The 1,915-nt window shown below is 38.5% G+C and carries 2 protein-coding genes; both read right to left on the bottom strand.

Annotation, left to right across the window (positions count from 1 at the left end; all coding sequences use genetic code 11):
• On the bottom strand, nt 1-404 hold a 404-nt coding region (locus FTV31_RS16480; RefSeq protein ID WP_180015725.1), incomplete at its 3' end, for a relaxase/mobilization nuclease domain-containing protein.
• Complete coding sequence (gene mobC, locus FTV31_RS16475) at nt 388-879, bottom strand: plasmid mobilization relaxosome protein MobC (RefSeq protein WP_035270222.1); 492 nt, start codon at nt 877-879, stop codon at nt 388-390. The genes mobC and FTV31_RS16480, both read right to left, overlap by 17 nt.
• Nucleotides 880-1,915: the final 1,036 nt, after the last annotated feature.

Genomic DNA, 1,915 nt, shown 5'->3' with positions numbered 1-1,915 from the left:
TGCCCTGGGGGCGCAATGTTGAGTGATTTTCCACTCTGTAAATCAAGGCGTGGTACTAAAACATGAATATGCTTTGAGCCATCATCATCCGTATGTTGAACGGCAAACAGATGATATTGAGATGGGTCTAACCCTGAGAAAGCATGTTGTTCAAAGTCGGTTAAAACCTCCCTGATCTGCTCGTCTGTAGGGGCATCATCCTTTGACCAAGCAATCACGCCACTGGTGTATTTCCACAGATGGGGGCTTGCATCACAAATGGCGTTAAATGTGGTTGCATCACCTCTTAAAACTTCAATGCCTGCACGCACATTGCCCATGTGATCAAACTTATCGAGTAAGTATGCCGATGCTTTGGCAGCATTGCCTTTGCCATGATTCAAAAATTTAATATGCACTTTCATCATCCTCAGCCAGTTGTACTGAAGACAACTGCTTTTTTAAGCGTTCAGGGCTTTGCCGACTAATTTTAGGTAAGGCAGGGAAGACTTTTTCTAGCTCGGTTTGAATGCCTTTTAAAACAAGCAACATGTTAAAAATATTTAGTTTGCGTTGTTCTTGAGGATCTGCGTTCTTGATGATATTCAACGCTCGTGCAATTTGGTTTATGTTGTTGCCGATTCTTGATAGCTCTAGCAATACATTCGGATCAGTCTTTTGATAGCGTTTGACTACCTCAATCACTGTTTTAATTTTTGTTCTTGTGGGTTTTATTTCGTCTTTGGTTTGTTGAACGGTAATCACATCTTGCATGACTTCACGCTCGATTAATGAATGAATGAAGTCAGTGAAACTTGTATTTTCCTTTTGCAGGTGTTGCTCCAGTTGCTCAAACTGGAGCTGTGTGAGTCTAAATTTTTTTGTTTTATTTTTTACCATTTCGTGTCTCGTTAAGAGCTTTTGCTTTTGGGGTCTTAGGGGTGAAACCCCTAACAAGTCCCTGAGTCCAAATTTTCGAAGAAAATTGTGGACACAGGTAGGCTTGCTTGTCGCATTGCCCCTTTTATTTAGAGCTTATTCTGTTTTGCAAAGATCAATAATTTTTTTCTTAGATAAGTCAATAAAAAGGTTTATATGGCATCAAAATGTGCTGAAGGTCATATATGTATTTTTTAGAATTCGGTTCAATGATTAATGCATTAAATTTTTTTTTCTGAAACATGCAGAAATTGAACCAATTTAAATCCGATTTTTTAAATTTTGCTACGCTCTGCTTGATTTACAGATTTTGTAGATTTCACAGGTGCGGGTGGATGGATTAGCGACGCTAGCGCACCATCGTGATTAAGTTGTTACTAGGGGATATTGGCAAAGCAACAGCGTGATGAGTAGTTCAGCTAAGCTTTAAATTGTATGTTGGGGAAACCCTCGCAGAGAAAAGCTGCTGTTCGGTTTGAGAACGTGCCAATGCGATGTGTAGATCGTAATCTCAGCCTGAAGAGAAAGTACACTTACTCTTTGCCGATCGACCGAGACGTGGCTCCGTCAGTCCGATAGATTTTCGGGAATACTTTAAGGGGGATAATTAGCCCCTTTAAGGGTAAGTATGGCCGAAATTCCCTCAACGTTCACCGTCTGCCGATAGGCAGACTGAAGGGGAACGTTGAGGGAATGAGAGCATTTAGTTAAGAACAATAGTTCTGTTTAAAAAAGTTGATACAAGTATGAAAGTAATTACAAGAGTTTTAATTTTTATTATGAATAGGCACTAATTTTATATGTACTTTTAGGTCTAGAGTTTTTGACTTCGCATAAGGTGTATTATGTTAATTTTAGAGAAACTACTAAATTATATTGAGTTGTAAATAGTTGAAATTCCGTTAAGATATTTTGGATTAAATTCTATTCCTAGATAGCATTCGTGTTGACTCATCTCTCCAAAAAACTTTGGTTTTGTTTTCTTATGGTTTTTGCC

It is taken from the genome of Acinetobacter sp. YH16031 (assembly GCF_013417335.1).
Taxonomy (GTDB): Bacteria; Pseudomonadota; Gammaproteobacteria; order Pseudomonadales; family Moraxellaceae; genus Acinetobacter.
The sequence above is the reverse complement of the archived record's forward strand: the minus strand, read 5'-3'. Positions and strand labels throughout refer to the sequence as shown.

What these genes read in the sequence shown, in the direction of transcription:
- mobC (WP_035270222.1), bottom strand. Translation starts at nt 879, where the DNA reads ATGGTAAAAAATAAAACAAAAAAATTTAGACTCACACAGCTCCAGTTT.